The following is a 26,059-nucleotide window of genomic DNA, read 5'->3' on the forward strand; positions in this document are numbered from 1 at the left end:
GTACGGGGCCTCAGGAGACGGTCGGCACCCCGTTCGCCGGCGGCGCGGCCGGAGTGGCGGTGTACTCGTTGACAGCCCCGTCCGCCTCGTCCGTCTCGTACGCCGGCCCGAAGTAGCTCTGCACTCCCCCGGTGACCCGGCTCAACCGCTGGCCGCCGTACCCGGAGTGGTCCTTCGCCGAGAAGCGCAGCGGCACCAGCCCGGGGCCCTGGAAGCCGCCCTTCTGCACGGCGTCGATGACCTTCTCCCGGGTGAGGTCCTTGCCGGCGGCGAGGAGCGTCTGGACGAAGAGGTAGCCGACCGACATGCCGTAGACGGTGTTGCCGTCGAAAGGCGCGTCCCCGTTGTGCTCCTTGTTGACCTTCATGAAGAGCTGGATCCACGGGTTCGCGGTGTCGTTCTGCATCGGCAGGTAGTTGGTGCCGACCACGCCCTCCAGCAGGGGCGCGGCAGCGCCGAGCTGCTTGGCCAGGGTCGGGTGGTCGGCGCCGACGTTGGAGACCAGCCACTGCGGCTTGAAGCCCAGCCGTGCCGCGGTGCCGATGGAGAGCGCGGTGAAGCCGGGCACGGTGGCGAGCACGACGACCTGGCAGCCGGCCGCCTTGAACGCGCCGATCTGCGGCGCCACGTTGGTGTTGCTGGTGACGTACGTCTGCTTGACCGCCACGGCCGAGGCGCCGAGCACCTTCTCCACGCCGGCCAGGCTGTCCCGGCCGAAGTCGTCGTCCTGACCGAGGAAGCAGACCTTCTGCCCGGCCAGGTCCCGCTTCGCGTAGTTGGCGAGGATCTTGCCCTCGACCGTGTAGTCCGGGTTGAACCCGAACGTGCCCGGATACTTGTCCGGTTGGTCCCAGCTGCGACTGCCGGAGGCGACGAACAGATCCGGCACCCGGTTGCTCTTGAGGAAGTCGAGCACGCCGGTGTGCGTCGGAGTGCCCAGGCCGTTGAGGATGGCGAAGACCTTGTCCTGCAGGACGAGCTGACGGACCACCTGCTGGGTGTTCGCCGGGTTGTAGCCGTCGTCCATGATCTTGTAGGTGATCTTCCGGCCGTGCACTCCGCCGTTGGCGTTGACGTAGTCGAAGTACGCCTTCGTCGCCGGGGCGATCTTCGAGTAGCCGGCCGAGGCCGGCCCGGTCAGCGGCATGTGGGTACCGACGGTGATCTCGGTGTCGGTGACGCCCGGCACCGACGCCCCGCCGGAGCCGGGACCGTCGTCGCCGCTACAGCCGGCCGCGGTGATGAGTAGGGCAATGGTGCTGGCGATCGCGAGGCCGCGATGCGCTTTACGGTGCATGGGAAACACCGACCTTTCTCGGTCCGGTTTTCTGGGGAACGGTGTGGTGGTGGGGCGCCCGGCCGAGGCCGGACCGAGGACAGCTCAGGAACGCCGGGTCGGCCGCCTGGCCCGCAAAGCCCGGCCGAGACGCGACAGCAGACCCTGCACACCGCCGGGGGCGGCGATCATGACGACGATCAGGGTGAGTCCGAAGATCGCCAGAGGAAGGTTGCCCTCCAGCCGCTGCGCCACCGCTGGCGAGAGCGTGAGCATCTCGGTCAGCGAGTGGGTGAGGTCGGGCAGGGCGACCAGCAGGACGGCCCCCCACAGCGCGCCGGTCAGTCGACCCAGGCCACCGATCACCACGGCCATCAGCAGGAACAGCGACAGGGTCAGCGAGAACGCCCCGGGGGACACGCTCTGCGCGAGCACCGCCAGCAGCGCCCCGCCGAGCCCGGCGGTGGCGGCGCTGACCACGAACGCGAGGACCTGGGTGCGGGCCACGTGGATGCCCGCCAGGCGGGCGGCCACCTCGTCGTCGCGGACCGCCCGGAAGGTACGCCCGTAGCGGCTGCGGACCAGGTTCGCCAACAGCAGCAGGGCCAGCAGGGTCGCCGCGCCGGTGACCCAGAGCTGCCACCGCTCGTACGGGAAGTATGGGCCGAGCGACAGCGGCGGCGGCTCCACCGGCACCGACAGCCCCTGCTCGCCGTTGAACACGCCGTCGAAGGTGACGGCCAACGCCGGCACCACCACGGCCACCGCGAGGGTGACCCCGGCCAGGTAGGGGCCGCGCAGCCGGGCCGCCGCCACACCGACCACCGCGCCGACCGCGACAGTGCTGACGATCGCCGCAGCCAGCGAGAGCGGCAACAGCCAGCCGCCGGTCATCCCCCGGTCGGCGAACGCGTTCTGGCACAGCGCCACGGTGTACGCCCCGGTGGCCATCAGCGCGCCGTGCCCGAGCGACAGTTGACCGTTGAGCCCGGTGAGGACGGTCAGCCCTGCGGTCGCACAGAGGTAGGCGGCCACGGTGGCGAGCTGGAAGTTGCGGAACGGCTCGACGGAGTAGCTGACCGCCACCAGCAGCAACCCGGCGGCCAGCACCACCGCGAGGTGGCGCAGCAGGGTGGAGCCCTGTCGCCGGTCGGCCGGTCGGCCGCCCGGGGCGTCGAGCTGGTGTTTCGGCGGCACTGCCGCCCTCGTGGCGCTCACACCCGCCTCGCCGCGACCGGGGCGAACAGCCCACCGGGTCGGACCAGCAGCACCGCCAGCAGCAGGACCAGCACCGCGAGCGGGGTGAGGTCACTGCCGGCGTAGCCGCTCACGTAGGAGAGCAGCAGCCCCACCACCAGGCCGCCGACCACCGCCCCCGGTGGACTGTCCAGCCCGCCGACCACCGCCGCGGTGAACGCCGAGACGAACACCAGGTCCATCGCGTGCGGGTGCAGGCCCAGCTCGGTCGGCAGGACCAGCATGGCGGCCAGCGCGCCCACCCCGGAGGCGAGCGCCCAGCCGAGGGTCAGCATGCCGCCGACGTTGACCCCGAGCAGCCGGGAGACCTCCGGCGCGAAGGCCGCCGCGCGCATCCGCAACCCCACCGGGGTACGCGCGAACATCCAGGCCAGCCCACTGACCACCACCCCGATCGTGGCGAAGACGAACAGGTCGTACGGGGACAGCACGGCAACCCCGCCCACGGTGAGGGCGGACCGGCTGAAGGGGGCCTCGGCGGGGCGGAACTCACTGCCGTACACCATCCCCAGCACGGCCTGGATCAGCAGTACCAGCCCGAGCGCGACGATCACCGGGTTGAGCGGCGAGGCGTGATCGACGTGCCGCATCACCACCCGGTCCACCAGCGCGCCGAGCAGCAGGCCGCCGACGATCGCGACCAGGAAGCCGAGCCAGTAGGAGCCGGTAGCGGTGCTGACGGTGTAGGCGACGTACGCGGCGGCGACGGCCATCGCCCCCTGGGCGAAGTTGACGACCCGCGCCGCCCGCCAGATGAGCACCAGGGCCAGCGCGAACGCGGCGTACACCGCGCCCCGGGACAGGCCGTCGACGGTGAGGAAGACGAAGCGGTCCAACAGTCCTCCCTCCGGGGGACGAGGTGGTGGTCAGAAACCGAGGTACGCGTGGCGCAGGTCGACGTCGTCGCGTAGCTGCGCCGCCGGGGCGGCGATCACCACCCGACCGAGGGACATCACGACGCCCTGGTCGGCGACGGCGAGCGCGCTGCGCACGTTCTGCTCGACCAGCAGGACGGTCAGGCCGGTGCGGTCGCGCAGTTGGCGGAGCAGGGCCATGGTCCGGGCGACCACCCGTGGCGCCAGGCCGAGGGACGGCTCGTCCAGCAGCAGCAGACGGGGGCGACCGACCAGGGCCCGACCGAGCGCGAGCATCTGCCGCTCGCCGCCGGAGAGCTGGTGACCGAGGTGCCGGCGGCGTCGCGCTAGGGGCTCGAAGAGCTGGTAGACCTCGTCGAGGGCACGCCCCGCGTCGGCCCGGTCGCGCCGCCACAGCCCGCCCAGCCGCAGGTTCTCGTCGACGGTCAGCTCGCTGATCACGCCTCGGCCCTCCGGGACGTGCGCCATGCCGCGCCGGACGAGCTGCTCCACCGGCGTACCGCGAAGGTCCTCCCCGGCCAGGAGCACCTGGCCGGCGGCCGGACGGATCATGCCGGAGAGCGCGCGCAGGAGGGTGGTCTTCCCGGCGCCGTTCGCGCCGACGACCGCGGCGATCGTGCCGGCCGGGACGGTGAGGTCGATGGCCCGCAGCACGGGCGCGGCGCCGTAACCGGCGACCAGCCCCCGCACGACGAGCATGTCGGTCCCGCTCACGGGTTGACCTCCTCGACGGCGGCGCCGAGGTACGCGTCGGTGACCGCGGGGTCGTCACGGATCTCGTCCGGGGTGCCGGCGGCGATGACCCGGCCGAAGTCGAGCACCACGAGTTCGTCGCAGACGGCCATCACCAGGTCCATGTGGTGCTCGACCAGGAGCACGGCGCAGGGGTCGGTGTCCCGCCGGGGCAGTTGCCGGACCAGCTCCGCCAGCTCGGCGATGTCGTCGGCGCCGAGGCCGCCGGCCGGCTCGTCGAGCAGGAGCAGCCGGGGTCGGGCGGCGAGCGCGCGGGCCAGGGCGACCCGCTGGCGTACGGCGAAGGGCAGTGTGGTCGGCGCGGCCCCGGCGTGCTCGGCGATGCCCAGCTCGTCGAGGAGGGCCAGGGCGTCGCCGCGCAGCCGGCGCTCGTCGCGGTCGCTGGCCGGCAGGCCTAGCAGCGCCGGGACGAAGCCGGCACGGGCGGTGTGCGAGGCGCCGGTCATCACGTTCTCCAGCACGCTGAGCCCGGCGAAGAGCCCGGTGCCCTGCAGCGTCCGGGCGATGCCGAGCCGGGTCAGCCGGTGCGGTCGTGGCCGCAGCGGCCGGCCGTCGAGGGTGAGTGAACCCGTCTCCGGTGTGACGAAGCCACAGATCACGTTGAACAACGTGGTCTTACCGGCGCCGTTGGGCCCGATGACGCCCACCACCTGGTTGGGTGGCACCCGCAGGGACACGTCGTCGAGGGCGGTGAGGCCGCCGAAACGGACGCCGATGTGGTGCAGTTCGAGGCCGCGCTCCATCACCCATCCCTCTGTCTTGGCGGGTGTTTATTTACACTCGCAGTGTACGTTTCTCGGGTTTGGCGTCAAGACCTTCAATGCCCCTGTGCACACGAGGACGGGGCGGCCGCCAGCGGCGACCGCCCCGGTGACCGCCGTCAGGCGCTGGGGCAGGTGTTGCGGTACTCCTCGATCTGCGAACCGCTCGGGCCGGGGCAGAGGAACTGCTCGTAGCGGGTGTCGTCGTCGACGAACCGCTTCAACCAGGCCACCATCTGCCGCGCGGTCGGCGTGTTGGTGGTCTGCGGGAAGAAGTGGCTCGCCCCGTTCAGCTCCAGGTACGCCTTCTCGGCGGAGGCCGGGATGCTGTTGTAGAAGGGCACGGAGTGCGATGCGACAGGCGCGACGGTGTCGCTCTCACCCCCGATGATCAACGTGGGCACCCGCAGTTCGGACCAGCTCTTGTCCGTGTTCCACGGCGCGAGCGGCACCGCGGCCTGCAACGACGGCCGCGACGAGGCCGCCTCCAGGCTGCCCCCGCCACCCATGGAGTGGCCGGCCACGGCGAGTCGACTGCTGTCGATCCGGGTGCGCACCGAGCTGCGCTGGGTGAGGTAGTCCAGCGCGGCGAGCAGCTGCCGGCCCCGGCTGTCCGGCTGGTCCAGGCGGGTGTTGGTCTCGATGCCGATCACCACGAAGCCGTGCGAGGCGATGCGCGGTCCGAGCCAGCTGATGCTGGACCAGGCGGCGGTGTAACCGGGCGAGATGGCGATGGCGCCGAAGGTGCCCTCGCTGGTGCTGGTCGGGTAGTAGATGACGCCGCCGCCGAAACCGGTGACGCTCAGCGAGGACACGCTCTGCGAGGACGTCGAGAACGGGCCGCGGCTGGCCTCCAGGATCGCGGTGGTCGGGTCCGGGCCCCGCTCGTACGGGCCAGCGGCCTGGGCGGCGCCGGACGATCCGGCCAGGACGCCGCCGGCGGCCAGGACGGCGGCCAGCGCGAGCCGGGTGGCGCGGGCTGCGACGGAACGGGGGCGGGTGGTGGTTGGTGAGGACACGTCGGGCACTCCCTAGAGTCGAGGGATATCGACGTGTGTCAGTTTTGGCTGCGGCCCCCGATCCCGGCATCGGCGAAATCACCAGTCCCGACGCAGGATGCCGGGATGAGTCGTGTTTCGACCCTCTGACCAGGGGTAGCAGGCCAGGCGCCGGCCCGCCCACGCGCCATGGAGAGGTTCATTCAGTGGATTCCAGCAAGCCCGCCGAGGCGGTCAAGAACGTTGTGAAGACCGCCTCAGAAAAGATCGCCGACGCCCTCACCCCGGACGTCCCCGGTGCGCCGGGAAGCGCGCCACCGACCGTCGAGGAGCCGACGACGCCGCACGACCCGCTGCCGCCGAAGCCGGAACAGGGCGCACCGCAGACACGTACGCCGACCGGCGCGGAGACCGGTGCGCCGACGACCGCGAACGGTCAGCAGGGGGCCTACCTCACGACCGCGAACGGGGCGCGACTGCGCGACACCGACCACTCGCTCAAGGCCGGGCCGCGCGGCCCGGTGCTCCTGCAGGACCACCACCTCCGCGAGAAGATCACGCACTTCGACCACGAACGCATCCCTGAGCGCGTCGTGCACGCCCGGGGCGCCGGCGCACACGGCGTGTTCACCGCGTACGGCGCCGCCGAGGCGGTCACCAGAGCCGGCCTCCTCAAGAAGGGGCGTGAGACCGAGGTCTTCGTCCGGTTCTCCACCGTGCTCGGTTCGCGGGGTTCGGCCGACACGGTCCGCGACACCCGTGGCTTCGCCACGAAGTTCTACACCGACGAGGGCACCTTCGACCTGGTCGGCAACAACATGCCGGTCTTCTTCATCCAGGACGCGATCAAGTTTCCGGACATCATCCACGCCGGCAAGCCGCACCCCGACCGGGAGATCCCGCAGGCGCAGAGCGCCCACGACACCTTCTGGGACTTCGTGTCGCTGCACACCGAGGCGCAGCACCACACCATCTGGAACATGTCCGACCGGGGCATTCCGCGTTCGTACCGGACGATGGAGGGCTTCGGCGTGCACACCTTCCGCCTCGTCAACGAGGCGGGCGAGACGGTGCTGGCCAAGTTCCACTGGAAGCCGAAGCTGGGCGTGCACTCGCTGACCTGGGAGGAGGCTCAACTGCTCAGCGGCATGGACCCGGACTTCCACCGCCGCGACCTCTACGACGCCATCGAGGCCGGCGCGTACCCGGAGTGGGAGCTGGGTATCCAGGTCTTCCCGGACACTCCCGAGGAGACCTTCGACGGGATCGACCTGCTGGACCCGACGAAGATGGTGCCGGAGGAGCTGGCCGAGGTGCAGCCGATCGGGAAGTTGGTGCTCAACCGGACGCCGACGAACTTCTTCGCCGAGACCGAACAGGTCGCCTTCCACCTCGGTCACCTGCCCCCGGGCATCGACGTCACGAACGACCCGCTGCTGCAGGGCCGGCTCTTCTCGTACGTCGACACCCAGCTCACCCGCCTGGGCGGGCCCAACTTCTCGCAGATCCCGATCAACCGCCCGCACACCGCCGTCAACGACATGCTGCGTGACGGCTTCCACCAGCACGCCGTACACGCGGGCGTCGCGCCGTACCGACCGAACTCGCTCGACGGCGGCAACCCGTTCCCCGCCGGGGACGCCGAACACGCCGTCGTCGACGTGCCGGTCACCGTCGCGCAGGCACCGAAGGTACGCGCCAACCCGGCGTCGTTCGACGACCACTACAGCCAGGTCCGCCTGTTCTGGCTGAGCATGTCGCCGGTCGAGAAGGAGCACATCATCCGGGCGTACACCTTCGAGCTGGGCAAGTGCTACCACCAGGCGATCAAGGAACGGCAGCTGCAGAGCCTCGCCAACATCGACCCGGTGCTGTGCGAGCAGGTCGCCAACGGCCTGGGCCTGCCCGCGCCGCAGCCGACCGTGCCGCTCGCCGACGTCACGCCCAGCCCGGCGCTGTCGCAGGTCGGTCGGGAGTGGCCGAGCGACGGTCGCACCATCGGGATCGTCGTCGACCCGGACGGCGACCTGGACGGCGTCGACGAGGTCCGCCGGGCCGTGTTCGAGGCCGGCATGGTGCCGCTGCTGATCGCCCCGCACGGAGGCCTGGTGGGCGACCTGCCGGTGCAGCGCACCTTCGCCACCGGCCGGTCGGTCGAGTTCGACGCGGTCCTGCTGGCCGGGGCACCGGCACCCGCACCGGACGCTCTGCCCGCCCGCGACGACAAGGCGGGCAGGCCCGGCGCGGCAGCCGTGGATCCCCGCGTGCGGCTGCTCGTCGAGGAGTGCTGGCGGCACGCCAAGGCGATCGGCGCCTGGGGCGCCGGTGTCAGCGTGCTGGAGCAGGCCGGCGTCGCCGGCACCCCGGGCGTCGTGGTGGCGGGCTCGGGGGCCGAGGCCCTGACGGCGGTGCAGCAGTTGATGGCCGCGCACCGGGTGTGGGAACGGTTCCCCGCCTCGGTCGCCTGACCCAGCCAGTGACGAGGGCCGTCCTCCGCCGCAGCGGGAGGACGGCCCTCGCCGGGGTCATGGCGCTATCGCCGGGTCCACTGCAGATGGTTCGTGCCGGCGCTACAGCTACGTTGCTCGATCAGCGCGCCGTTCGCGGTGCTCTGGCCGACCGTACCCAGGCACATCCCGCTGTGCGCGTTGACGAGTTGCCGGGCCTCGTTCAGGGTGAACTGCTGAGCCGGGGTCGTGTTGCAGGTGGTGAGCTGGATCGCCGCCCCGGCGTCGCTGGACGCGACGAGCACGTCCAGGCAGCGCCCACCCAACTGGACGCTCCCGTCCGACCGCATCGACCAGAGTTGGTGCGAGGCGCGGTCGTCCCGGCAGTCCCAGATCCGAAGCCGGACCGGGTCGGGTGAGTCCGGCGCGCTGACGTCCAGGCACCTGTTGCTCGCCACCCCGATGAGCTGGGTGCCCGACCGCGTCGGGGGCGCGCTCGGCGTCGGTGACACGGGACGGTCCGGCGTGGCGGACGGGGTGGCCCCGCCCGTGGGCGACGCCGGCCGGAAGCCAGTGGTGATCTCCCGGAACGCGTCGGCCCCCGCCCAGGCGGACTCGGGCGTCAGCCACACGATGCTGTAGCCCTGACGCTTCCCGGTCGTGAACGTGCGCTGACGGGCGTGCATCGCCGTACCCGCGTCACTGCTGTAGACCCACTCCAGGTCAGCGGCCTTGAGCTGGTAGTTGACGGCGAGCAGCTCGACCCGGCGGTAGTCGCGGTACCGCTCGCTCACTGCCGATCCGCCCAGTTCGGCCAGCGGGTCACTGCGCGGCGAGTCCGTCTGGCTGACGACGAGCATCCGTTCGCCGTCCCGCTCGTGGAATTCGACCTGCTGGCCGCGTCGGACGATCTGCCAGTCGCGTGGCGCCGGCACCGAGAAGCCGCTGCTGTCCCGGTAGACCGTCCAGGAGATCGGCCGGAGCGTCGCGGTCGTCGGTGCGGCACCGGGCGTCGACGGCGCACCCGGCACGGCGGCGTCCACCAGCTCGGCCGCGCCGCGGGTCGGCCCCGAGGCACGGCGGGTGGCCAGCGGAACCCCGACCGCCAGGCCGAGCGCGACCAGGACCGCGAGGCCACCGAGGAGCCAGGTCCGCCGTCGGCGGGCCGGTCCCGGACCGGCACCGTTCGCCGCCGCTGCGATCGGCGACCGGGGTACGTCGCGCGCGCCGACCGGATGGGACATGATCGCCGCTGCCGCAGGCGCGGTGGGCGCCGGACGCCACGTCACCGCGATGGGCGGCCTCGGTGTACCGTCCAGCGTCGCTCGGAGCAACTGCTCGGCCGTGTCAGCGTCCATCCGCTCGGCCGGGTCCTTGCGCAGCAGACCGGCCAGCACCGGCTCGAGCGGTCCGGCGTGTCGCGCCGGGGGTGGTGGTTCGGTGACCAGCGCGGTGAGACTCATCAGGCTCGACGGTCGCGCGTACGGCGACTGACCCTCGACGGCGGCGTACAGGGTCGCGCCGAGCGACCAGAAATCCCCCTCCGGACCGACCGTGCCCCGCATGGCCCGCTCGGGAGAGACGTACGCGGGTGAGCCGAGCACCACACCGCTGAGGGTGAGGTTGACGTCCTCGACGGCGGTGGCCAGACCGAAGTCGGTGAGCACGATCCGGCCGTCAACGCCGACGAGGATGTTGGCCGGTTTGACGTCGCGATGCATGATCCCGGCGCGGTGGGCGGCGCGCAGCGCGCCGAGCACGGCCAGCCCGATCTCGGCCGCCCGCACCGGCGGTATGGGGCCGTCGGTGGTGATGGTGTCGTGCAGCGACCGGGACGGCACGTACTCCATGACGATCTGCGGGTCACCGTCGGCACTCAACAGCACATCGAAGACCCGGACGACGTTGACGTGGTCGAGTTGCGCGATAGCCCGGGCCTCTCGAAGTGACCGGACCCGCAATTCCTGTCGCGCCTCATTGGTCAGACCGGGCGGTGGAACGATTTCCTTGATGGCGACGTCCCGTTGCAGCATTCGGTCGCGGGCTTTCCACACTCGACCCATTCCGCCCTGGCCGATGAGCTGGACAACGTCGTACCGATCGGTAACAAGAAGCGGTAACATCTGCGGCACCCGGAGAGGCTACCTGGCACGCCGCCGAACAATTTCCGGCAGTCGAGGCGAATCACCGTTTGTGATCCGGCTCATCCTCGCCGGAGCCGTCGTTTGTGGAGCCCGACGCGGTGCGGGCGCACCATTGATCCACCTGGAATTGGCCAGTTGTTCACAGTGCCGCCCGCACCCGTCGGGTGGAATCAGCCGATGTCGGCCAATCGGGGCAGCACCTCGTCGCCGAGCCGCTGGGCGAACTCCACCGGGTGCCGATCCGGCGTCACCTGCACCTCGCTCACACCGAGCGCCGCGTACTCGGACACCTCGGCGAGGAACGCGTCGGTGTCGTCCAGCGGGGCCTGGGAGGCGACCACCGTCTTCTCGATGGTGTCGTAGTCACGGCCCTCGGCGGCGCAGTGCCCGCGCAGCACATCCAGCTTGCGCGCGACGTCGTCGATGCCGCCGCGGCCGAACAGGTTGCAGGCGTCGGCATACCGGGCCACCAGCAGCAGTGTCTTCTTCTCGCCCCCGCCACCGATCATGATGGGCGGGTGGGGGCGGCTCAACGGCTGCGGCGAGTTGATGGTCTCGGCGAGCTGGTAGTGCTTGCCGTTGAACGGGCCGTCGTCGGCACTCCACATCTGCCGGCAGATGCGCAGCGTCTCCTCCAACCGCTCGAACCGCTCAGCCACCGGGACGACCGGCACACCCAGCCCGAGCTGCTCCCGCTCGTACCAGGAGGCGCCGATGCCGAGGCGGGCCCGGCCGCCGGAGAGCACGTCGAGGGTCGTCACGGTCTTGGCGAGCAACCCCGGATACCTGTACATCACACCGGTGACCAGCACACCCAGCGTCATCCGCTGAGTCGCCGCCGCGACGTAGCCCAGCGTGGTGTACGCCTCCAGCATCGGCTCCTCGGCCGCGAACACCGCGTCCATCTGGAAGAAGTGGTCCATCACCGTGAACGACGCGACGCCGGCCTGCTCGGCGGTGGTCGCCGTCTGCGCCAGCGTCGGTGCGATCGCGGCCGGGTCGGCCGGGGTCGAGTAGTTCCAGTAGTGCAGCCCGAGCTTCATGTTCGGCACCTCCACAGCGAGCCTAGTGCCGTCCGGCGTCCGCCGGAGGCGGCTCGGAACTGCCGACGGATCGGGTCCGACGGCGTCCATTACCGGACCATGACAATTCGTGGATCACGTGCGGATATGCGGCTGGCAGCTTCTGACGGGTGATCCAACAGCTGTCCCGCACCGAGTCCAGGCCCGCCGACGTGGAGTCCGACGTGACGCGCGTCCGATTCCGTCACCGGGCCGGGAACACCCCCGCCGTGGGACGACCACAGCGGGCCGAGTGGGCCGATGCCGCGAAGGGCGTCTGCATCATCCTCGTCGTCCTGTGGCACGTCGTCGTGAAGGACTACCTCCAGATCGACTGGCACGTCGGTGTGCCGGTGCCGGGCTTCTGGGGAACGCTCGGTGAGCAGTTCCTTCCGCTGCGGATGCCACTGTTCTTCGTTCTCTCGGGCGTCTTCGCGGCGAACGCCGCACAGCGGCCGTGGCGGGTGGTCGCGCGCAGCCGGATCGCCGGGTTCCTCTACCTGTACGCCGTCTGGCTGCTGATCCACACCGTGGCCCTCGCCGCCGCCCCGGGACTGCCGACCGACCGTGCCACCTCGGCTCTCGGCCTGCTGGAGCAGCTCACCATCACGCCGTCCAACCTCTGGTACCTGTACGCCCTGGCGGTGTACTTCACGATCGCCAAGGCGACCCGTCGGGTGCCGCGGGCGCTGGTCCTGGTCCCCGCCGCCGCGCTGTCCGCCGTCGCCGCCGCCGGCCTGCTCGACACCCCGGGAAACCGCGCCGGGCTCTACCAGAACCTGGTCTTCTTCCTCGCCGGTCTGTACCTGCGGCCGCAGATCCAGCAGTGGGCTGCCACCGCCAGCCGCCGCCGGCTGTTGCTGACCTCGGGCGCGTACGGCCTGGCGCTCGCCGCGATGGCGGTGACCGGCGCCCAGCAGTGGTTCGGGGTGTGGCCGGCGGTCTCCGTGCTGGCAGTGATCTTCGGCATAACCGCCGCTGCGCGGCTGGTCCGATGGTCGGCGCTCAGCAAACCGCTGGCTAGGCTCGGCCGCATCACCCTGCCGATCTACGTCGTTCACATGCCGGTCCTGGCCCTGCTGCACCGGCTGTTGCTCGTACCGGTTTCCGGGTTGGGTCGGTCCGCTCAGGTCGTGATCGTGCTCGGTTATCCGATTCTGCTGACCTGCCTGGTGATCGGCCTGAGCCTGGCCGTCCACCGCGGGCTGCAGGCGGTTCACGCCGGCTGGCTGTTCGCGCTCCCCGGCCCGCGTCGGGTGGAGGCGGCCGGATGAGCACGCTCGCCGAAGCCCTGGTCGACCTGGAAGCGATCGCCAGCAACGTGCGGACGATCGCGTCGGTCACCGGCACCGGGCTGATGGCCGTGGTGAAGGCCGACGGGTTCGGCCACGGTGCGGTCCAGGTGGCCCGAGCCGCGCTGCGCGCCGGTGCCGCCTGGTTGGGGGTGACCTCGACGGCCGAGGCGATGGCCCTGCGCGACGCGGGTGTGACCGCGCCCACGTTGAGCTGGCTGCACGGCCCGAACGACGACTTCGGTATGTTGATCAAGGGTGGCGTCGACGTCGGCGTGTCCACGACGACGCACCTGCACGCGGTCGCCGACGCGGCCCGTCTGCTCGGCGTACCGGCGATGGTGCAGCTCAAGGCGGACACCGGGTTGTCCCGCAACGGGGCCGCCGGGGACGACTGGCCCGAGTTGGTCGGTTGGGCCCGCAAGTACGAACGAGAGGGCGGGATCCGGGTGCGCGGGGTGTGGTCCCACCTCGCCGACGCGGACCTGCCGGGTGCCCCCGCGCTCACCCGGCAGGTGGCGATCTTCGAGGAGTCTCTGCGGATCGCACGGTCGGCCGGTCTGGACCCCGATCTCGTCCACCTCGCCAACTCGGCGGCCGCGCTGTCCGCACCACGGACCCGCTACGACCTGTGCCGGATCGGGATCGCCCTCTACGGCGTGGACCCGTTCGGCGCGAGCGGTCCTGGCGAGTTCGGGCTGCACGCCGCGATGACCCTGCGCACCAGCGTGGTCAACGTCAAGCGGGTGCCGGCCGGCACGGGAGTCTCCTACGGGCCCGAGCACGTGACCGGCGCACCGACCACGCTGGCGCTGCTGCCGCTCGGCTACGCCGACGGGCTGCCCCGGGCCGCGGGTGGCCGCGCCTCGGTGTGGCTCGCCGGCCGGCGGTGCCCGATCGTCGGACGCATCGCCATGGACCAGTGCGTTGTCGACGTCGGGGATCTTCCCGTGACGGTCGGCGACCCGGTCGTGGTGTTCGGCCCGGCCGAGGGTGACCAGCGCCCTCCGACGGTCGTCGAGTGGGCCCGTTGGGCCGACACCAACCCACACGAGATCTTGACCGGCATCGGGGCCCGGGTGGCCCGCGACCACCTCCACGGAAGGGCACGGGTTTCATGACGATCCGACTGGCAGTGCTGTACGGCGGGCAGAGCGGCGAGCACGAGGTGTCCTGCCGCTCGGCGGCGAGCATCTTGGCCCACCTGGACCGTGAGCGGTACCAGGTCACCGAGGTGCTCATCGACCGCGACGGCGGATGGCATGTCGGCGGCCGGCCGACGCCCCTTCCTGCGGCGCTGCGCGTGCTGCGCGCCCAGGACGTGGTGTTCCCGGCCCTGCACGGCCCGTACGGCGAGGACGGCACCGTCTCGTCGCTGCTGGAGTGGCTCGGCGTGCCGTACGTCGGCAACGGCGTCTTCGCCAGCGCGGCCGGCATGGACAAGGGGGTCACCAAGCGGCTCCTCGCGGCGGAGGGCCTACGGGTCAGCCCGGGGGTGACCCTGCGCCCCGGCGAGGACCTGTCGCCCGACGACCAGCGTCGGCTGGAGCTGCCGGTCTTCGTGAAGCCGGCCCGGGCCGGGTCGAGCCTGGGCGTTCTCAAGGTGGCCGACTGGGCGGGGGTTCCCGCCGCGCTGGAGCAGGCTCGCCAGGTCGACCCGAAGGTGCTCGTCGAGCAGGGGGCGCGGGGGCGCGAGATCGACGTGGCAGTCCTGCAGCACCCGGACGGCCGGGTGCAGGCCGGCCCGCCGCTGGAGATCCGGGTGACCGGCGCCGGCTTCTTCGACTACGACGCGAAGTACGACGGCGGGGCGATCTTCCAGATTCCCGCCCCGCTCGACGCGGCGACCACCGAGGTGCTCCAGGACCGCGCGATCCGCGCCTTCCAGGCCCTCGACTGCCGCGGGCTGCTGCGGGTCGACTTCTTCCTGCCCGCCGAGGGGTCGCCCGAGCCCATCGTGAACGAGGTCAACACGTTCCCCGGTTTCACCGCCGCGTCACAGTTCCCGCAGATCTGGCAGAAGGCCGGCATCGGGTTCGCCGCCCTGATCGACATCCTGATCGCCGGCGCGCTGGCCGACCAGGATCACGGCCACCACAGCGGGTTGCCCCGGCAGGCCCGGGCGGTCGACCTGGTCTGAGGCGGTGGCCGGTGCCCGGTCAGCTGATCGGGCACCGTTGAGGCGGCCGGGCGCCGTCCGGCCCGACGATGGTGACCGGGGCGGAGCTGTTGGTGAAGCCGGTCTGCGCCGCGGCGTCGGCGACCGTGCAGACGATCTGGTTGACCGCGTTCACCGACAACGCCCGCGCCGCGGTGGTCGTCCGCACGGTGAGGCCACCGGATTGATCGGCTGCGGACGTCACAGTGACCGGGTCGAGCCCGGCCGGCACCTCGCTGGTGAGGCCCTGGCGGCGTTCGGTCTCCTCCGGGCCGGCCGCGAGCAGGGCGAGGACGTTGGCGGGTGCGGGTTCCGCCGTCGCCGACCGCAGGACCAGCACGAGTTCACCCTGCCCGACCAGGTAGAGCGCGACGCCCTGCCCTGGGCCGCTGACCGCGGGACGACCGGTGATCACGGCGCTCGGCCGTACCCCACAACCCGCTGCCAGCAGCGTGCCGAGCAGCAGTCCGCCGGCGAGCAGCGCGTGACCGGTGCGCCGGCCGGTCACCGGGCACCTGCGGCGTCGGTCGTCTCGCGGGGCAGCCGGAGCGTGAAGACCGCGCCGCCACCCGGGCCGTTGCCGGCGACGAGGACCCCCCGCCGCTCGCCGTGGCGGTGCAGCCGCGCGTTCTCCCAGGAGATGGCGAGGCCGAGGCCGCTGCCCTCAGAGCGGGTCCGCGCGGTGTCGGCCTTGTAGAAGCGGTCGAAGACGTGCGGCAACACCTCCGGGTCCAGCCCCGGCCCCTGGTCGGCCACCTCGATGGTGACCCAGTCCGGGTCGGCGCTCAGGCGCACGGACACCGGCTCGGCGCCGTGCCGGAAGGCGTTGCCGACCAGGTTGGCGACGATGACGTCCAACCGGCGGGGATCGAGCCGGGCCACCACACCGGGCGGCAGGTCCGCGCGTACCCGATCGGCCCAACCGCGGATCCGCAGGGTCGCGGTCACCGCAGCGGCCACGTCCACGTCGTCGAGGGCGAGCCGTGCCGTGCCGGAGTCGAACCTGCTGATCTCGATGAGATCGTTGACCAGGTGGGTGAGGTTCTGCGTCTCCCGGCTGACCAGCCGGGCGGCCCGGCCCGCGTCCCCGGGCAGGTGGTCGGCCTCCTCGTCGAGCACGTCGGCGACCGCCGTCATCGCGGCAAGCGGCGTACGGAGTTCGTGCGAGACGTCGGCCACGAAGCGGCGGGCGTCGGATTCCATCCGCCGCAGCTCACCGACCTGCCGCTCCAGCGTGCCCGCTGTGTCGTTGAAGGTTCGCGCCACGTCGGCCAGCTCGTCGACGCCCCGGACGGTCAGCCGGGTGGTCAGGTCGCCCTCGCCGAGGCGGCGTGCCGCCCGGCCCAGGTCGCGGACCGGTCGCAGCACTCCGCGGGCGGACAGCAGGGCCAGCAGGACGGCGAGGAACAGGGACAACCCGCCGGTCAGCCACGCCCTGGTGGCGAGCCGGTCGATGCTCTGCTGCTCGGGCACGAGGCTGCGCACCGAGTAGACCTCCAGCCCGGACGGTCGGGACGTGCCGTCCGGGCGGTCGAGCTTCAGTTGGGTACCGATGAGCAGCCAGGGTTGTCCGCCCAGCGAGACGCGCTGCCAGGCGAGGCGACCGTCACGGACCTCCTGCCGCAGCTCGGGGGTGAGCGGGTCGGCGAGTGTGGAGCCGCCCTGTGCCCGCATGTCCCGGTAGACCACCACCCCGAAGCTCTCCCGGTCGCTGAGGCGCTGAGCCAACAGCCCAAGGTCGTCCTGGGTCGGCGGGACCTGGGCTATCGGGTAGACCTTGGTGAGCTGATCGGTGAGCGACATCACCGCGGCGTCCTGCGCCTGCTGGAGGATCACTGTCCGGGCCTGGACGTAGCTGCCGCTGGCCACGACGGCCGTGGTGGTGACCCCCAGCAGCGCGAACGCCAGGAGCAGCCGGACCCGTAGGCCCGAGACCTGGGCGGCGACCGAGCGCCAGAACCTCACAGCGGCCCGAACCGGTATCCGAAACCCCGCACGGTCTGGATGAAGACCGGCGCCGACGAGTCGGCCTCGATCTTGGCGCGTACCCGCTGGACGCACGCGTCCACGAGTCGCGAGTCGCCGAGGTATCCGTGCTCCCACACGGCCTCGAGCAGTTGCTGGCGGCTGAGCACCTGACCCGGCGTGTGCGAGAGTTCGAGCAGCAGCCGCAGCTCCGTCGGGGCGAGGCTGACCGGTGTCCCGTCCCTGCTGACCACCAGCGCGGCCCGGTCGATGGTCAACGCGCCGTGCTGTTCCAGGCCGGCGCGGTCGCCGCCGCGCCGCGAGTCGCCGCCGGTGCGGCGGAGCACCGCGCGGATGCGGGCCTCGAGGACGCGGGCCTGCACGGGCTTGACCACGTAGTCGTCGGCGCCGGCCTCCAGGCCCGCCACCACGTCCATGTCGTCGTTGCGGGCGGTGAGCATGATGATCGGCAGGTCACCGAGCTGCCGAATCCGGCGGCAGACCTCGAACCCGTCCATGCCGGGCAGCATGAGATCGAGGACCACGACATCGGACGGGGTCGTGCGCAGCCGCTCCAACCCCTGCTCACCGGTGCCTACGGCGTGCACCGTGTGGCCCTGTCGGGTGAGCGCCAACTGCAGTCCGTCGCGCACCGTCTGGTGGTCTTCGATCAGCAGCACCTGGGACATGTCGTCAAGTATCCCATCATGAGATGTTTCGGGTTTCGGTCGACGGTTGCGGCTGCTCGGGGCTCCGCGTGGAGAGCGGGACCGCGAAATCCGTCGAACGCACCAGGAACACCACCGCGCCCACCAGGAACATCGTCGACGCGGCCGCGGCCACGATGGCGGCCAGCACCCCACGCTGCACCGACGCGGCCAGACCGGGCACGACCACCACCAGCGCCCAGACCAGCACGACCAGCCCGACCCCCGCCTCGGCCAGCCTGCGCCAGAGGCCGCCGCCGTGCGAACCACCGGCCGCGTCGCGGTCGTTCCGGCAGGCCGCCAACGCGGCCGCGGCCAGGCAGAACAGGGTGACCCCCAGCAGTACGCCACCGAGCACGTCACTGAACCGGTGCCAGCCCGCGATCATCGTGGCGGAGGCGATCACCGAGACACCCGCCGCGCCCGGCACCGCCAGCCAGCGCCGGGCCCACCCGGGCAGGACCAGCATGAACGCCAGCAGCAGGGCGGTCGCCGCCGCGACGTGACCGCTGGGGAAGCTGTTGTGGGTGGTGGAACTCTCGATCTGCAGATCCGGGCGGGGCAACTGCGACTTCACCGCGCCGGCCACCAGCACCGCGCAGACGACCATGCCCACGCCGACCACCCCCGCCACCAGCCGTCGGCGCAGCACACCCACCAGCAGCACCAGGCCGAGCAGGGCCGCGATGAGCGTCGGGCTGCCGAAGGTGGCCAGCACGGTCTTGGCCGGGCCCACCAGCACGGTCTGCTGCTCGTACCCTCCGCCCCGTTCGGCGCGCGGCAGGAGCGCCCCGTCCAACCACTGCCCGGGGTACGTCCGCACGAAGACGGCCGCAGTGAGGATCACTGCGAACAGGCCGCACAGCGCCGCCGCGAGCAGCCGGAGCCCCAGCGGCACCGCCGCCCGGGCGTGGGGCAGCGGTCGCGCCGGACCGGGCGTCGACCGCCCGACGGAGTACAACGATCCGATGGACATGGCGACCATGCTCGCCCCGGCAGGTCCGTACGCCGTCCTCGAATTGTCTTGGTTCTGTCACAACCACCCCCACCGCTTCCGGAAAAGCGCATCGTCGGCGGTGGGCCTGGACGGCACGGCGGGATTCACATGCTTACATGCAACTATGTTTTACCCAGCCGAGATCAGCCACCACTAGGGTCAGGACGCCGATCGATGTTTCGGTCGGTGGCGCGAAAAATCCATCCGGAGTGAGTTGGGGAACCGGAAGGTGTTGGCACATGCAGGGAATTCCAGTCGCCAGCCTGGTCATCGGCATCGCATCCTCGCCGGCCGAGCGGCGACACCTGGCCCGGCTGCTCGGCGGCAGTGACGCCTTCCTGATCGTCTCGACAGTCGACCAGGCACGAGAGTTCCTCGGGGTGGTCGAGGCGTCTCCCACCCCGGCTCCCCCGACCAGGGCGGCGCTCGCCGAGGTCGCGCCGAGCCCGCAGCCACCGCCACCGGATCTGGCCGTCGACTCCGACCGCCGGGTGCTGCGGTGGCGCGACCAGGAGATCGACCTGACCCGGTTGGAGCACGACGTCCTGCTCTGCCTGGTGCACGCGCCCGGACAGGTCTGGACCTACGAGCGCCTGCACCTTGAGGTCTGGGGCAACCGGCACCTCGGCCGGGGCTCGGACATGCACTCGGTGGTCCGCCGGGTGCGCGGCAAGCTCGCCAGGCTCAACGCCGCGGCGACGATCCACTCGGTGCGCGGCGTCGGCTTCCGGCTCGCCCCCGTCTGATCACCCCGGACGCGGTCCGGCCCGCCCGGTCGGTGACCAGGCGGGCCGGACTTCTTCGTCTAGCGCTCAGGCGTCAGCACTTGATGGGCGCCAACGCGAAGTTCTCCACCGTCGGAGTGGCGGTGTCGATCCTGGTCTGACGGGTCTGCGGCTTCCAGCCGTCCTTGGCCACGATCATCGTGAGCGGGTTGTTGCGGCGGTCCACCCAGTAGGCGTACTTGCCCTCGGCGTCGGTGGCGAAGGTGTACGACGCCGCCCACGAGTCGACCTGCACGACCGCGCCGGTGAGCGGCGAGGTCGCACCCTGGCAGCTGGTGCCGGTGACCGTACCCATGAGCTTGCCCCAGGTCTTCGGGGGGTTCACGGTCATGGTCACCGCGACCGGCGCCACCGCGTACGGGGTGTTCTCGGAGATCGCGACCCCGCCGGAGTAGGTGCCCGGCTGGTCCACGTTCGCCGTCAGACCGACGGTGACCGTGACCTTCGCACCCGGCGCGAGGGTGGCCGCCGTCTTGTCGATGGTCATCCAGCTGACGTCGGCAGCCGACTCGGCGCACCCCTCGAAGCCCGGGAGCACCTCGCTGTCCGGAGCCGCGTTGAAGCTGCCGGACGAGCCACCGATCTTGTAGAAGCCGCACGCCGCGCCGCCGCGGTACCGCGCGGTGTTGGCGTTCGGCAGGTTGGACCACGAACCGGCGGCCGGGTCGAAGGCGAAGCCGGCGTTGCTGATGGCCCCACCCTGCGAACCACCGACGACCAGGAGCTTGCCGTTGGCGACGGCGTACGAGCTGGCCCAGTTGTCGGTCGGCGCGTCGGCGACGGCGGTCCACGTGTTGGCACCCGGGTCGAAGGCGTAGGTGGACTTCTGCGCGACGGAACCGTCGTTGCCGCCGGTGCAGTAGAGGATGCCGTCGATCCCGCCGCAGGAGGCGAAGGCCACCGACTTCGGGTAGTTGGCCAGCGTCTCCCACTTGTCACCGGTGGGGTCGTACCGGACGACGCTGTTCGACATCGGCAGGCAGGCCGCCGTTGTGCAGCCACCGACCGCGTACAGCTTGCCGTCGACGACGGCCTGACCGGCCGCGGCCCGCGGTGCCGGGTTGTCGGCCAGCTCCGTCCAGGTGTTGGCCCCCGGGTCGTACGACCAGGTGGCGGAGTCCGGGCCGGCGTCGGCCCAGCCACCGGTGACGATGATCTTGCCGTTCACCACGCCCGCGGTCAGGGCGTTGCGCGCGCCGGGGAGGTCGGCGATCGCCGTCCAGGTCTGCGCGGCCGGGTCGTAGGCGTAGTTCTTGGTGGTGGAGGCCTCACCGTCGCCACCACCGAGCGAATACACCTTGCCGTCCAGGTTCACCACCCGGTTGTCCATGATCGTGGCCGGGTAGTTGGCGATGTCGGTCCACGGCGCCGCCTGCGGACCGGCCGCTGCGGCGGCGGCCTTGGTCTCCTTGCCGGACGCCTTGGCGGCGAACGACGTCGGTACGGTGAGCCGCTGCTCCGGCGCGCCGCTGGACCCGAGCACCTGCTGACGGGTGACCTTGGAGCCGTCCGCCCGCAGGAGTTCGAAACCGTTGTCCCGCTCGCCGAACTTGACCTCGACCGGCGCGCCGCCGGTGTTGGTCACCGTGAACGTCTTGCTGGTCTTGCCGTTGGGCATCTGGAGCGTCGCGCTCAGCTGCGTCGGCGTCACCGACAGCCGACCGGCCGCGAGCTGGAAGTTCGCGGTGGTCGCCCAGTCGGCCTCGACGTCGACAGACTTGGTCTGGCTGACGTAGTTGCCGGCGGTCGCCGTGAACGGGTGCTCGCCGGTCAGCGACGAGTAGATCCAGTAGAAGCCGTCGGGCAGGCCCGGGTCGTCCGGGGTCGCCACGGTGACGGCCTTCTCGGCGGGCCGGTCCTTGCTGGTGACGGTCGCGCCGTTGACGTAGCTGTCGTCGTTCTTGTCGCGGACGTTGCCGACCACCAGACCGCCGTCGACCGGAACGCAGGTGACCTGGCTGCCGATCAGCACGTTGTCGACCTCCCACCACCACTCGTACGAAGCGTCGTAGTAGTGGAAGCGAACCTGCACCTGCGCCTTACCGGCGGCCTGCGGGATCGGGATCTCGGTCAGCTTCGGTCCCCGGACGTCGGTCTCCTGCCGGAGCACGTTGGTCCAGGTGGCACCGCCGTCGATGCTCAGGTCGACGTCGGCGGTGTCGTCGTTGAGCTGGTTGAAGTCCTGGTTGAACCGGATGACCGGGGCCGTGACGCTGGTCAGGTCGACCACCGGGCTGACCAGGGAGGTGTCCTGGCTGGTGCCCGCTCCGTAGGCGTCGCTGTCGATCATCGCGAAGTTGCCGCTGCCGCCGGTCAGGTTGCCCCGGTCGCCGTCGTCGGTGAACTTCCAGACCTGACCGCTGCCCGCGTTGTCCACGACGGTCCACCCGGCCGGCGTGGTCGTGGCGTCGAAGGTCTCGTACTCACCGTCGGAGCCGAACGTGTATCCGGGCGCGGTGGTGCACACGGTGTTGTCGACCGGCACGGCGACGTTGGCGGTGGCGTTGCCCGAGCCGACCACGACCTGCTTGGTGACGGTCTGGTAGCCCGGGTACTGCGGCTCGTACTTCAGGGTGTAGGTCTGCCCGGCCGGCAGCTTGATGCTGTAGCGGCCGTTCGACGGGGTGGTGTAGTCGTAGACGCCTGACACACCCGTGACTGTCACCTTCGCGTACAGCGGCCAGCCGTGGCCGGAGCCGTCGGTGACCGCGCCGGTGACGTTGACACTCGGCACCGCCGTGAGGGCGACGTTGAGCGTCGTGGTCGCGCCCTTGGCGACCGTTGCCGTCCTGGTGGTGCTGCCGTACCCGAACGCGGCGACGGCGACCTGGTAGTCGCCGGTGGGGAGCTGGGTCGAGAACTTGCCGTCGGCACCGGTGGTCAGCTCACGCTCGGACGGGCCGGTGAGCGTCAGGGTCGCGCCGGCGATCGGGGCGCCGGAGGTCGCGTCGGTGACCGTGCCGGCCAGCGTGCCGATGTCGCCGGTCGGGGCGGCGTTGAGCAACGCGAGGGCGTCCAGTCGGCCTTCGCCGTAGACGTTGTTGTCGGCGGCGGTGCCGCCGCACTGGTCGTCGGCCTTGTCGATCGCGGCGCCGTTGAGCAGCGCGCGGGTCGCGTTGACGTCGCCGACCAGCGACGGCGCCGCCGAGTACAGCAGCGCGATCGCGCCCGCGAGGTGCGGTGCGGCCATCGAGGTGCCGCTGATGCTGCCGTAGGCGCTGCCCGGGATGCTCGACCGGATGTTCACACCCGGTGCCGAGATGTTGGGCTTGATCTCGCCGTTCTGACCGACACCGCGGGCGGAGAAGCCGGCCACGTTGTTGTTGACGTCGTACGCGCCGGTCGAGTAGTTGCTGGCCAGGCTGCCCGGCGAGCCACTGGTCTGGCAGGCCGGCCCGCTGTTGCCGTTGGACCAGGTGCCGAAGATCCCGGACGCGGCCCAGGCGTCCGTCACGTCCTCCATGAACGGCTCGTTGGACGGGTCCCGGGTGCCCCACGAGTTGTTGATGATGTTGGGTCGCTTGCTCGCGTCCGCGTTCTGACCGTTGAGGTCCAGCGGCTCGAGCATCCACTGACCGGATTCGACCAGAGCGGCGTCACTGGGGCAGCACCCGTTCGCCGCGATCCACTTGACCCCGGGGGCGACACCGATCTGGTTGGCGCCGTCGGAGCCGGCCATGGTGCCCATGGTGTGCGTACCGTGGCCATCGCCGTCGCAGGGGGCGGTCGCGCAGGCCCCGGTGGCTTCCGCGGCGTTGAACCAGTTGTAGTTGTGGTCGAACGTCCCGTCGCCGTTGTTGCCCCGGTAGGAGTTCACCAGCGCCGGGTGGTTGAACTGCACACCGGTGTCGATGTTCGCGATGGTGATGCCCTCGCCCTTGACGCCGTACTGGGACCAGACGTCGTCGGCGTTGATGTTGGCGACGCCCCACTCCAGGGCGTTCACTGTCTTCTCGTCGGAGCCCTTGATCGTCTCCGGCACCTTGTACACGACCGGGGCGTAGAGGCCCTCGACCTCCGAGTGCCCGGCGAACTTCTGCGCCATCGCCAGCGAGCCGCTGTTCACCTTGATGGCGTTGGTGGCCCAGAAGGTCTGGTACTTGGTACCCGAGCTGTCGAGGTCGGCCCGGATCTTGCCCTGGCTGTCCGCGGCGGTCTTGCGCAACGCGTCCGCCACTGCCGTTCCACGCTTCGACCAGTCCTTGATGGCGCTGGCCTTGCTCAGGTCGGCCCGGTCCTTGAACCGGATCCAGAAGTCCCCTTCACTCTTGGCCTGGAGCTGCTTGGCGAGCTCCGGTCGGATCTTGTCCCCGCTCGGGGCGCCCGCCCCCATCGCACCGCCCGGCGCGGCCTGCGCGCCCGAGCCGATCGTGGCCAAGCATGTCGCGACGAGGACCGTCGCCGCACCGGCGCTCACCAGTGATCTGGCTGCGCGCCGCCATTGTGGACGTCTGAACATCGGTGCTGCCTCCCTCAGAACGACCCAGGGTGTAATGGGCCATGGTGGACCTCCCCCATGCACCGCGCGGGTCACGCCGGTTGCCCGAGTGGACACTATGATCGAGAAGAACGGACGATCAAGAACTTGCCGTGAGCAACTTGTCGCTAAGAGTTGCCCTGGCTGGCGGCGCGCTTGCCAATCATTGTCAGGACCGTGACGAGAGTTGGGCAGGGATGCCCATCGATCCCGGGTGGTGCGGTGGCCGAGGACGAGGCAACGGTGAACAGGGGTGATTCGGCCGGCGAGCCGTTCCCACTGCTGATCGCGGTGACCCCGTCGCCGGCCGAGCGCATCCGGCTCGCGGAGCTTCTCGACGGCATCGCACCGCTGCTGCTGGTCGCCGACCTCGACGAGCTGCGCCGGCTGATCGCCGCTCCGCAGCAGGTCGCCGCCCCGTCCGAACCGGCGCCGGTCGCCGCTCTGGTGATCGACTCGGCCCGCTCCACCGCCCGCTGCGGTGAACGCGAGATCGACCTCACCCGCCTGGAACACGACCTGCTGACCTGCCTGATCACCGAGCCGGTCCGGGTGTGGAGCTACGCCGAGCTGCACCGGTCGGTCTGGGGTGACGAGGGGCGCGAACGCAAGGCGGACGTGCAGTCGCTGGTGAAGCGGCTGCGCCGCAAGCTGCACGAGCTGGGCACCGGGGCCGCCATCGATGTCGTTCGCGGTGTGGGGCTGCGGCTGACCGACCACCAGCAGGTGCGGGTCGAACGGGCCTGACAGCAACGTCGCATGAACTGATCTCGGCCGGGGTAGGACCTGAAGATCAGCACCAACACAGGCGACGAAGAACGCTGGTAAGGAGAGTCAGCATGGCATTCCCCAACCCCTCGACCGTGTCCATCGGGCTGAAGAAGGCCGCGCACGTCGGGATCGCGGTGAGTGACCTGGACCGCTCGGTCGCGTTCTACCAGGCCCTGCTCGGCGCGGAACCGGTCGTCCGGGACGAAAGCATGCACGGCGCCGGGTTCGCGCAGTCGCAGGGATTGCCGACGACGAAGCTGCGGTACGCCACGTTCAACCTCGACAACCTCGGGATCGACCTGATCCAGTTCCAGGAGCCGGTCGGTGACGCCGCCCAGGTGGCGGCCAACCGGCCCGGCACGATGCACCTGTGCTTCCACGTGGACGACGTGCGCGCGGTCTACGACCGGATGAGCGAGGCCGGGTTCGAGTTCCTCGGTCAGCCGTACACGTTCGCGTCCGGCGAGGTGGAGCCGGCGGCGGCGCTCGGTACCGAGGTCGCGTACTTCAACGACCCGGACGGGACGAACCTGGAGATCATCTCGCCGAAGGGCGGCTTCGCCCGCAGCGAGTGAGCCAACACGGGCGGCGTGGGGCCGGGTCGGATTCGGCCCGCTCCACGCCGTTCCTGGTCAGGAAAATCACTTCACACTCTAAAAACTTGCAGGCTGTGCAAGATTGCTCCTAACCTCGCCCGCGTGACCGACACCGACCAAGCTGCGCCCGGGCGTCGCGACCGCAAGAAGGCGCAGACGCGGGCCGCGCTGACCGCCGCCGCGCTGCGGCTGGTGGCGGAACGCGGCCTGGAGCACGTCACGGTCGAGGAGATCAGCGAGGCCGCGGACGTCTCCTCCCGGACCTTCTTCAATTACTTCACCTGCAAGGACGAGGCGCTCACCGACGATCCGGCGCTCGACGGCAACCCGGTCGTGGCGCGACTGGCGGCCGTCCCCGCGCAGGTGTCAGCGTTGCAGGCCGTGCGGGTCGCCCTCGACGAGTCGATCGACTCGATCCAGGCCGACCGGGAACTGTGGCGGCTGCGGCTGACGGTCATCGCCCAGAACCCCGCGCTGTTGCCCCGGCTGGTGGCCGGCAACAGCGCGACCGAGCAGGCCATGGTCGCGGTCGTCGCCACCCGCCTCGGCGTCGGCCTCGACCACGGCCACCCACCGCTGGTCATCGCTGTTACCGGTGCCGCCTTCCGCACCGCGATGCTGCGCTGGGCCGCCGACGACGACGCCCGGCCCCTGCACGACTTCGTCGACGAGGCGTTCGCCGCGATCGCCGCCGGCCTGCCGGATCCGCCGTCCCCCTCCTGACCCGCAAATCCCCGCC

General features: G+C 71.0%; 21 protein-coding genes. 8 read left to right on the plus strand and 13 right to left on the minus strand.

The features are described 5' to 3' along the window. Positions 1 to 10: 10 nt before the first annotated feature. The 6 genes from ACQP0U_RS17960 to ACQP0U_RS17985 all read right to left on the minus strand — a co-directional run bounded on the left by ACQP0U_RS17960 (position 11) and on the right by ACQP0U_RS17985 (position 5,941). Positions 11 to 1,297, minus strand: a complete 1,287-nt coding sequence (locus tag ACQP0U_RS17960; protein ID WP_433308482.1) for an ABC transporter substrate-binding protein — start codon at positions 1,295 to 1,297, stop codon at positions 11 to 13. Between the two features lie 84 nt (positions 1,298 to 1,381). After that, entirely contained in the window at positions 1,382 to 2,494 is a 1,113-nt protein-coding gene (locus ACQP0U_RS17965) for a branched-chain amino acid ABC transporter permease (RefSeq protein ID WP_433308484.1), read from the minus strand. After that, positions 2,491 to 3,369, minus strand: coding sequence for a branched-chain amino acid ABC transporter permease (locus tag ACQP0U_RS17970; RefSeq protein WP_433308486.1), 879 nt, complete (start codon positions 3,367 to 3,369; stop codon positions 2,491 to 2,493). Before ACQP0U_RS17970 ends, ACQP0U_RS17965 begins: the two co-directional genes overlap by 4 nt. A 30-nt stretch (positions 3,370 to 3,399) precedes the next feature. After that, positions 3,400 to 4,107, minus strand: a complete 708-nt coding sequence (locus ACQP0U_RS17975) for an ABC transporter ATP-binding protein (RefSeq protein ID WP_433320928.1) — start codon at positions 4,105 to 4,107, stop codon at positions 3,400 to 3,402. 11 nt (positions 4,108 to 4,118) lie between these two features. Next, positions 4,119 to 4,904, minus strand: a complete 786-nt coding sequence (locus tag ACQP0U_RS17980; protein ID WP_433308488.1) for an ABC transporter ATP-binding protein — start codon at positions 4,902 to 4,904, stop codon at positions 4,119 to 4,121. A gap of 137 nt (positions 4,905 to 5,041) precedes the next feature. Continuing rightward, positions 5,042 to 5,941, minus strand: a complete 900-nt coding sequence (locus ACQP0U_RS17985; RefSeq protein ID WP_433308490.1) for an alpha/beta hydrolase family protein — start codon at positions 5,939 to 5,941, stop codon at positions 5,042 to 5,044. Positions 5,942 to 6,126: 185 nt separating this feature from the next. On the opposite strand from ACQP0U_RS17985, the gene ACQP0U_RS17990 reads away from it, so the two are divergent. Then, entirely contained in the window at positions 6,127 to 8,388 is a 2,262-nt protein-coding gene (locus ACQP0U_RS17990; RefSeq protein WP_433308492.1) for a catalase, read from the plus strand. 65 nt (positions 8,389 to 8,453) lie between these two features. Here ACQP0U_RS17990 and ACQP0U_RS17995 read toward each other — a convergent pair whose 3' ends face one another. Beyond that, complete coding sequence (locus ACQP0U_RS17995; RefSeq protein WP_433320931.1) at positions 8,454 to 10,490, minus strand: protein kinase domain-containing protein; 2,037 nt, start codon at positions 10,488 to 10,490, stop codon at positions 8,454 to 8,456. A 191-nt stretch (positions 10,491 to 10,681) separates the two neighbouring features. Next, positions 10,682 to 11,554 (minus strand): LLM class F420-dependent oxidoreductase, encoded by an 873-nt coding sequence (locus ACQP0U_RS18000; RefSeq protein ID WP_433308494.1) that lies wholly within the window; start codon positions 11,552 to 11,554, stop codon positions 10,682 to 10,684. 203 nt (positions 11,555 to 11,757) lie between these two features. On the opposite strand from ACQP0U_RS18000, the gene ACQP0U_RS18005 reads away from it, so the two are divergent. The 3 genes from ACQP0U_RS18005 to ACQP0U_RS18015 are packed head-to-tail and all read left to right on the plus strand — an operon-like array spanning position 11,758 to position 15,004. Next, positions 11,758 to 12,846, plus strand: a complete 1,089-nt coding sequence (locus ACQP0U_RS18005; protein WP_433308496.1) for an acyltransferase family protein — start codon at positions 11,758 to 11,760, stop codon at positions 12,844 to 12,846. After that, positions 12,843 to 13,985, plus strand: coding sequence for an alanine racemase (gene alr, locus ACQP0U_RS18010; RefSeq protein WP_433308498.1), 1,143 nt, complete (start codon positions 12,843 to 12,845; stop codon positions 13,983 to 13,985). The genes ACQP0U_RS18005 and alr overlap by 4 nt, the downstream gene beginning before the upstream one ends. Then, positions 13,982 to 15,004 carry a D-alanine--D-alanine ligase family protein gene (locus ACQP0U_RS18015; protein WP_433308500.1) on the plus strand — a complete coding sequence of 341 codons (1,023 nt, stop codon included), beginning with the start codon at positions 13,982 to 13,984 and terminating at the stop codon, positions 15,002 to 15,004. Before alr ends, ACQP0U_RS18015 begins: the two co-directional genes overlap by 4 nt. Before the next feature lie 19 nt (positions 15,005 to 15,023). Here the strand turns inward: ACQP0U_RS18015 and ACQP0U_RS18020 are convergent, their stop codons facing one another. From ACQP0U_RS18020 to ACQP0U_RS18035, 4 genes are read right to left on the minus strand one after another with little or no spacing between them, the layout of a single operon-like run. Next, positions 15,024 to 15,530 carry a hypothetical protein gene (locus ACQP0U_RS18020; protein WP_433308502.1) on the minus strand — a complete coding sequence of 169 codons (507 nt, stop codon included), beginning with the start codon at positions 15,528 to 15,530 and terminating at the stop codon, positions 15,024 to 15,026. After that, entirely contained in the window at positions 15,527 to 16,987 is a 1,461-nt protein-coding gene (locus ACQP0U_RS18025; protein ID WP_433308504.1) for an ATP-binding protein, read from the minus strand. The genes ACQP0U_RS18020 and ACQP0U_RS18025 overlap by 4 nt, the downstream gene beginning before the upstream one ends. Continuing rightward, a complete protein-coding gene (locus tag ACQP0U_RS18030; protein WP_433308505.1) occupies positions 16,984 to 17,676 on the minus strand; it encodes a response regulator in 693 nt (230 codons plus the stop codon). Before ACQP0U_RS18030 ends, ACQP0U_RS18025 begins: the two co-directional genes overlap by 4 nt. Before the next feature lie 16 nt (positions 17,677 to 17,692). Continuing rightward, complete coding sequence (locus ACQP0U_RS18035) at positions 17,693 to 18,670, minus strand: phosphatase PAP2 family protein (RefSeq protein ID WP_433308507.1); 978 nt, start codon at positions 18,668 to 18,670, stop codon at positions 17,693 to 17,695. A 260-nt stretch (positions 18,671 to 18,930) separates the two neighbouring features. On the opposite strand from ACQP0U_RS18035, the gene ACQP0U_RS18040 reads away from it, so the two are divergent. After that, positions 18,931 to 19,437: a winged helix-turn-helix domain-containing protein gene (locus ACQP0U_RS18040; RefSeq protein WP_433308509.1), complete on the plus strand. Its 507-nt coding sequence runs from the start codon at positions 18,931 to 18,933 to the stop codon at positions 19,435 to 19,437. A gap of 73 nt (positions 19,438 to 19,510) precedes the next feature. On the opposite strand, the gene ACQP0U_RS18045 is transcribed toward ACQP0U_RS18040, so the two are convergent. Beyond that, a complete protein-coding gene (locus tag ACQP0U_RS18045) occupies positions 19,511 to 23,893 on the minus strand; it encodes a S8 family serine peptidase (RefSeq protein WP_433308511.1) in 4,383 nt (1,460 codons plus the stop codon). A gap of 303 nt (positions 23,894 to 24,196) precedes the next feature. On the opposite strand from ACQP0U_RS18045, the gene ACQP0U_RS18050 reads away from it, so the two are divergent. The 3 genes from ACQP0U_RS18050 to ACQP0U_RS18060 all read left to right on the plus strand — a co-directional run bounded on the left by ACQP0U_RS18050 (position 24,197) and on the right by ACQP0U_RS18060 (position 26,043). Next, entirely contained in the window at positions 24,197 to 24,700 is a 504-nt protein-coding gene (locus tag ACQP0U_RS18050; protein WP_433308513.1) for a winged helix-turn-helix domain-containing protein, read from the plus strand. A gap of 92 nt (positions 24,701 to 24,792) precedes the next feature. Beyond that, positions 24,793 to 25,299 (plus strand): VOC family protein, encoded by a 507-nt coding sequence (locus ACQP0U_RS18055; protein ID WP_433308515.1) that lies wholly within the window; start codon positions 24,793 to 24,795, stop codon positions 25,297 to 25,299. 123 nt (positions 25,300 to 25,422) lie between these two features. Beyond that, positions 25,423 to 26,043, plus strand: coding sequence for a TetR family transcriptional regulator (locus ACQP0U_RS18060; RefSeq protein ID WP_433308517.1), 621 nt, complete (start codon positions 25,423 to 25,425; stop codon positions 26,041 to 26,043). The last annotated feature ends 16 nt before the right edge of the window (positions 26,044 to 26,059 follow it).

Origin of the sequence: Micromonospora sp. CA-269861 (assembly GCF_050948505.1) — a bacterium.
In the GTDB taxonomy this organism is placed as follows: domain Bacteria; phylum Actinomycetota; class Actinomycetes; order Mycobacteriales; family Micromonosporaceae; genus Micromonospora.